The organism is Candidatus Eisenbacteria bacterium (genome assembly GCA_016867495.1).
Taxonomy (GTDB): domain Bacteria; phylum Eisenbacteria; class RBG-16-71-46; order CAIMUX01; family VGJL01; genus VGJL01.
In genome coordinates, this window is sequence record VGJL01000148.1 from 1 (window position 1) to 6,217 (window position 6,217).

The following is a 6,217-nucleotide window of genomic DNA, read 5'->3' on the forward strand; positions in this document are numbered from 1 at the left end:
GCCGAGGCCCTGCGCGAACTCCGGTGTCCTTCCGGTGAGCGTGCATGAAACCGCCCCTGCCCCCCGCTATCCTCAGCTCCGGACGCGAAGAGCCCGGCCAACCAGGAAGGAGGATAGCGCATGGAGCAGAAGAGACGGGCGGACGGCTCATCGGTGGCCCTCGCCAGGGTGCGGACGGGGATCGAGGCATGGCGGAAGACCCGCAAGAAGCGTTCCCAGATGCCCGAGGACCTGTGGCGGGCGGCGGCCGAGATCGCACGGGTCCACGGCGTGAACCCGATCGCCGAGGCCCTGCACCTGAACTACTACGATCTGAAGCGGCGGGTCGACGGCATGGGACAGAAGCGGCCCGTTCCGCGGCCGGCCTTCGTCGAGATCCCCTCGGCAGCCCCCCTGGCCGCCTCAGCCTGCGTCGTCGAGATGGTCCGCCCCGACGGGGCGAAGATGACGATCCGCATGGCGGCGGATGGGGATGGGAAGCTGGTGCCTCTGAGCGAGGCCTTCTGGGGGAGGCGGGCATGATCCAGATCACTCCCCAGATGCGGATCCTGCTGGCCGTCGAGCCGGTCGACTTTCGGAAAGGCATCGACGGGTTAGCTGGCCTCTGCCGCATCGAGCTCAAGTCCGATCCTCTCTCCGGAGCCGTCTTTGTCTTCCGCAACCGCAGCGCCAAGGCTGTGCGCGTCTTGGTGTATGATGGCCAGGGCTTCTGGCTTTCAACGAAGCGCTTGTCCTGCGGGAAGTTCCGCTGGTGGCCTGCAGACGGACAGGATGGGATCCGCCCCTTGGACGCCCATGAGCTGCAGGTGCTCCTCTGGAATGGGAATCCGGAGGGGGCGGAGGCGGCCCCTGCGTGGCGGCGTGTGGCGGTGGCAGGCTGAGGAAAAAAAAGGTCTTGCGTTCCCCGGCACGTCCTGTTACTCTCCCGCCATGGACCTTGCGATCAGGTACCGAGGCAGGACGTTCGGGGCCGACAAGATCGACTTCATCCGGCAGCTCATCGCCGATCACCCGACCGCCTCCCGCAAGGCTCTCTCTCGCAAGCTCTGCGAGACCTGGAACTGGGTCCAATCCAACGGCAACCCCTGCGACATGGTGGCGCGGGGGTTGCTACTTCTCCTCCACCGTGCGGGCCATATCGAGCTGCCGGCCAAGCGCTGCGCGCCGCCGAACAACGTGATCCGGCGCCAGCGGCCGGAGCCCCTACCGTTCCTCACCTGGAATCCGATCGAGTCACCTCTCTCGGACCTCCGGCCACTGGAGTTCCACCAGGTCCGGCGGACCGGTGAGGAAGCGGTCTTCGACAGTTTCATCGAGAGCCACCACTACCTCGGCTACATGCGGCCGGTCGGGGAGCACCTCAAGTTTCTCATCTACGCCCGAGGGATCCCCGTGGCCTGCATGGCCTGGTCCTCGGCGCCGCGGCACATTGGGTGCCGGGATCGATTCATCGGCTGGTCGCCCGAGGCGAGGCGGCGAAACATTCGCTTCCTCGCCTACAATACGCGCTATCTCATTCTGCCCTGGGTTCATGTCAAAGACCTTGCCTCGCACCTCCTCTCGCGCATGGCGAGGAGGATCTCGGCGGACTGGGAACAGCTCTACAGCCACCCGATCCACTTCCTGGAGACCTTCGTGGATCGGGAGCGATTCCGGGGGACGTGCTACCGGGCGGCGAACTGGATCTTCCTCGGCCTGACGACAGGCCGGGGGAAGGCGGATCAGACGAACAAGCCCAACCGCTCCCTGAAGGAATCGTGGGGCTATCCCCTGTCGCCCCGCTTCCGAGAGATCCTGGGGAGGCTCGGATGAGCGAGGGCGAGTTCGAAGTGATCGAGCTGAGCGTGGAGGAGTTGAGGGCGCTTCTGGCGCGTGTGAAACCATCGGTGGCGCCGGAGGACTACAAGACGCTGGAGTACCTCGCGGATACGCACATCCACCTGACGCATCTCCTCGCCGAGAAGGACGCGACCATCCAGAAACTCCGCAAGCTCTTCATCTCCCCCTTCCAGAGCGAGAAGCTCTGCGACGTCTTCCCGGAGACCGAGAATGCCCCCGCCGCGGAGAACATCTCCGAGCCAGAGAAAGGCCCGGAACCGCCCGAGGCCGAGGCGAAGCCCCATGAATCCGAGCCCTCGGGCCATGCGGCCCCCGCGGAGGACCTACCTCCTTTGGGCGAGGACGAGAAGATCCCCGAGCCGGAGAAAGGGCCAGAACCGCCCGCGGCGGAGGGGAAGCCCGAAGCAGCCGAGCCCTCCGGGGATGGGGCGCCCTCCGAGGCACCCCCTCCCGCGGGCGATGGCGAGGGGAAGAAGGACGAAGGCGCACCGGATGAAGGCCCCAAGAAGGGGCACGGTCGGAACGGCGCCGACAAGTACGAAGGCGCCGAGACGATCTTGGTTCAGCACGAGAGCCTGAAGCCCGGCGATCCGTGCCCCGTGCCGAGGTGCAAGGGCAAGCTCTACGAGTACGTGCCCCCAGCGGTCCTGATCCGGATCGTTGGCCGGTCCCCCGTGGGTGCGACGGTCTCGAAGCTCCAGCGACTCCGCTGCGGCGACTGCAACACGGTCTTCACGGCCAAGCCGCCCGAGGGCCTGGGCACGGAGAAGTACGACGCGACCGCGGCGAGCATCATCGCGGTCCTGAGGTATGGGACAGGGGTCCCCTTCTACCGCCTCGAACGTCTCCAGAAGAACTTCCGGATCCCCCTGCCGGACGCCACGCAGTGGGATATCGTCGAGAGCGCCGTGAACCCGATGGTGCCTGTGTACAAGGCGCTCCTCTACGAGGCTGCGCAGGGCGAGGTCGTCTACAACGACGACACGAGGGGGAAGGTGCTGGATCTGATGAAGGAGATGGAGAAGGCGAAGAAGAAGAACGAAGGGAAGGCAGACGATGGATGAGAGACCGCAGGCGGAAGGGGAGACGCCGAAGGCGAAGGGCCGGGAACGGACCGGGATCTTCACCTCGGGCGTCGTGTCGACGAAGGAGGGTCGAAAGATCGCGCTCTTCTTCACGGGGCGCCAGCACGCTGGGGAGAACCTGAAGGACGTGCTCTGCCAGAGGGCGGCCGAGCTCGGCCCCCCGATCCAGATGTGCGATGCTCTGTCGCGGAACGTGCCCAAGGGCCTCAAGGTCATCCTGGCGAACTGCCTGGCGCACGCGCGGCGGAACTTCGTCGATGTCGCGCCGAGCTTCCCCGAGGAGTGCCTCTACGTGATCGAGACCCTTGCGAAGGTCTACAAGAACGACGAGATCACGAGGGAGAAGCAGATGTCGCCGGAGGAGCGCCTGGCGTTTCACAAGGCCGAGAGTGGTCCCCTGATGAAGGAGCTCGAGGCCTGGATGATCGACCAGATCGAGAGTCGGAAGGTGGAGCCGAACTCCGGGCTCGGGAAGGCGATCTCCTATAGCCGCGATCACTGGAAGGAACTGACCCTCTTCCTCGAGGTCCCCGGGGCGCCGCTAGATAGCAACATCGTCGAGAGGGCGCTGAAGAAAGCCATCATCCACCGGAAGAACAGCCTCTTCTACAAGACCGAACATGGTGCCCATGTGGGCGACATCTACATGAGCCTCATCTACACCTGCGAACTCGAAGGCGCCGATCCCTTCGACTACCTGACCCAACTCCAGGAACACGCCGTGGACGTGGCCCTGACGCCGACAGACTGGATGCCGTGGAACTACCGGCACACCCTGGCGCGCGTGTGGGAAGACTGACGCGCGCCGACGCGGCGGCTGACACGCTCAGCGGTGTGCTGCTCCTTGGGCAGCGATGGCCCTTCGCATCACGGCCCGGCCACCCCACTGAGGGGCCGGGAACCTCCCCGCGTCCTGGGCAGGATAATGGGCGCGGAAGCACGGACCTCATCATAACGGGGATTCCCGGAGCCGCTCACCGGCCGGGTACGCCGGGGGCCAGGTAAGGCCCCGGGGCCAAACCGAACCGGAACGCCGCCCGAGCCCGCCTCCCCCGCTCCCACGCCTGCGCCGCAGCGCAGCCAACCTCCCTTGCCGAGTCGCCCCCGTGCGCGCGACCCCATCTCCCGGGCCGTGGCCTCACCCCCAGCTCTCTGCAAGCCCGGCGAAGCCCGCGCTGCGACCACTCGCGCGGGCTTACGCTCGGAATCGTGGGCGCGGTGGGGCCGCAGGGCCGGCCCTTGCTCGGCCGCACCGGCTTGTGTCCCCGCCGCGCCCCGGCTGGCGCCGATCATCGGGCCACCTCGGTCACGATCGGGCCCGGCAGGCGCCCTGGCCAGGGGGGGTCGGCGTGGTTGGCCGCCGCACGTCGGCCGCCGCCGAAGACCCCCCGGATTTTGCAGGCTCACCGGAAGGACACGAACTCCGGGCCGCCGTCGCCGATCTCTCGTCGACCATCGAGCGGGAGGCCTCTCGAAGGACCCTGGCGGGTTCGGATCCGCGCCGCGAACTCGACTCGGGTTTCGGGGCCGCAAGCGAGCTCTACCGGGATCTTGTGGCGGGCGCGCCGGCCCCCGAGACGTCATCCGCATCGGCATCGCCATCGGCCGAAGCCCCGTGGCGCCTGGGGGACTTCGAGATCCTCCGGCGGGTCGGCGGCGGCGGCATGGGGGATGTGTACCTCGCCCGACAGGTATCGCTGGGGCGGGAGGTGGCTCTCAAACTCCTCTCTCCTCACATCGCCGGCGACGCGAAGTCGACCGAGCGATTTCTTCGCGAGGCAAAGGCCGCGGCGAGCACCAACCATCCGTCGATCGTCCCCGTGCTCCAGGCCGGGATCGAAGGCGGCCGCCCGTACATCGCGATGCAGTACATCCACGGGGTCAGCTTGCAGGAACTCTTGGAGGCTGGGCCCTTGCTGGATGTGAAGAGGGCTCTGGAGATCGCAAGGGATGCGGTGCGTGCCACCGAGGCTGCCCATGCGGCGGGGGTGATCCACCGGGACATCAAGCCGGGCAACGTTCTCTTGGAGAGCGATCCTTCCTCCGTGCGACGCGCCGGCCGGGTCTTCCTCGCGGACTTCGGCCTTGCCTCCTTGAGCGATCGGGGATCGATCACGGCGACCGGCGAGATCCTGGGCACGCCCGCCTACATGTCCCCGGAGCAGGCCCGCGGCCTCCCCGCCGTCAGGTCGTCCGACATCTACTCGCTCGGGGCGACCCTCTACGCGATGCTCGCAGGCCGTCCGCCCCACGAGGGCTCCAATCATGCGGCGATCATCGCCGGCGTGGCGCAGAGGGAGCCGGTGCCGATCCGCAAGCTCAGGCCTTCGGTCGATCGGGACGCGGCCACGATCTGCGAGAAGGCGATGCGCTGGGAGCCGGACCGGCGCTACGCGACCGCCGGCGAGATGGCGGAGGACATCGATCGCTGGCTCGCTCGGAAGCCGATCCGCGCGCGGCCGGCGAGCACGGCGTACCGGGTGCGGCTCTGGCTCAGGCGGAATCCTCGCGCGATGGTGGCGGCGGTCCTGATTGTTGTCGCGGTGCTCGCCGCGCTTGCAGGTGAGCGACTCCTCCGAAGACGCGGAACCTTGGCCGCCGTCGATGATCTCCTGCGCCGGGGCGAGGCGGAGGAGGCGCGGGAGAGGCTCGAAACCGTGCCTGGGATCTGGCCTCTGCGCGACTCGGCGGTGGCATCGCTCGAGTGCAGGCTCTTCCTTCAGCTCGGAGACCTGGGGCGGGCGGCAGAGGCTGCAGCGCGCCTTGCTGCGAGCAAGAGGGCGGCGGAGTTCGCGGCGATCCGCGAGATCGTGGACAGGCAGCTCGCCGCATCCGAGAGCCTGATCCTCGATGGAGCGTGGTGGGCGGCGCTGGAGTTCGTGTGGGAGACGATCGGCGGGATCGAGGTTCTCTCCCGTGAAGCCGGAGGCGATCCGGCATGGTCGGACTGGATCGATTCCGCATCGGTGAAAGCACTGCACGTCGCCGCATCCGCCCTCATCCAGGCCGGGGAGTACGAACTCGCCGTGCGGATCTGGGAAGGAGATCGGGCCCGGGATCGGCCTGTCAGAATTCGAGAGGTTCTGACCGAGTTGGTCGGCGTCCGCGCGGAGGGAGAGCCATCGCTCGATGAGATCGGCGGCTTCGCCCGGCGCCTCACCCGATGCGTCACATCCGTCCGGTTCTCGAGACACGCGCGGATGGTCTTGGAGTCGGGAGGCGTCCAACAGGGTTGTACGGGGGCTCGCCGGAAAGCCTTGCTCGGTCTGGTAGAGCGCAAGGCGCTCGAACAC

General features: G+C 67.4%; 5 protein-coding genes. All 5 read left to right on the forward strand.

The window, feature by feature from the left end:
* Positions 1-44 precede the first annotated feature (44 nt).
* Positions 45-881: an IS66 family insertion sequence element accessory protein TnpB gene (tnpB, locus tag FJY88_10885; protein ID MBM3287838.1), complete on the forward strand. Its 837-nt coding sequence runs from the start codon at positions 45-47 to the stop codon at positions 879-881.
* 49 nt (positions 882-930) lie between these two features.
* A complete protein-coding gene (locus FJY88_10890) occupies positions 931-1,812 on the forward strand; it encodes a DUF4338 domain-containing protein (GenBank protein ID MBM3287839.1) in 882 nt (293 codons plus the stop codon).
* The gene (locus tag FJY88_10895; GenBank protein ID MBM3287840.1) at positions 1,809-2,903 is read left to right on the forward strand and encodes a transposase; all 1,095 of its coding nucleotides are present in this window, start codon (positions 1,809-1,811) and stop codon (positions 2,901-2,903) included. The genes FJY88_10890 and FJY88_10895 overlap by 4 nt, the downstream gene beginning before the upstream one ends.
* Complete coding sequence (locus tag FJY88_10900; protein MBM3287841.1) at positions 2,896-3,723, forward strand: IS66 family transposase; 828 nt, start codon at positions 2,896-2,898, stop codon at positions 3,721-3,723. Before FJY88_10895 ends, FJY88_10900 begins: the two co-directional genes overlap by 8 nt.
* 550 nt (positions 3,724-4,273) lie before the next feature.
* A partial coding sequence (locus FJY88_10905; GenBank protein ID MBM3287842.1) for a serine/threonine protein kinase occupies positions 4,274-6,217 on the forward strand: 1,944 nt, incomplete at its 3' end.

Bases quoted from the DNA above. Each gene is read 5' to 3' on its own strand.
- tnpB (MBM3287838.1), top strand. From the start codon at position 45: ATGAAACCGCCCCTGCCCCCCGCTATCCTCAGCTCCGGACGCGAAGAG.
- FJY88_10890 (MBM3287839.1), top strand. From the start codon at position 931: ATGGACCTTGCGATCAGGTACCGAGGCAGGACGTTCGGGGCCGACAAG.
- FJY88_10895 (MBM3287840.1), top strand. From the start codon at position 1,809: ATGAGCGAGGGCGAGTTCGAAGTGATCGAGCTGAGCGTGGAGGAGTTG.
- FJY88_10900 (MBM3287841.1), top strand. From the start codon at position 2,896: ATGGATGAGAGACCGCAGGCGGAAGGGGAGACGCCGAAGGCGAAGGGC.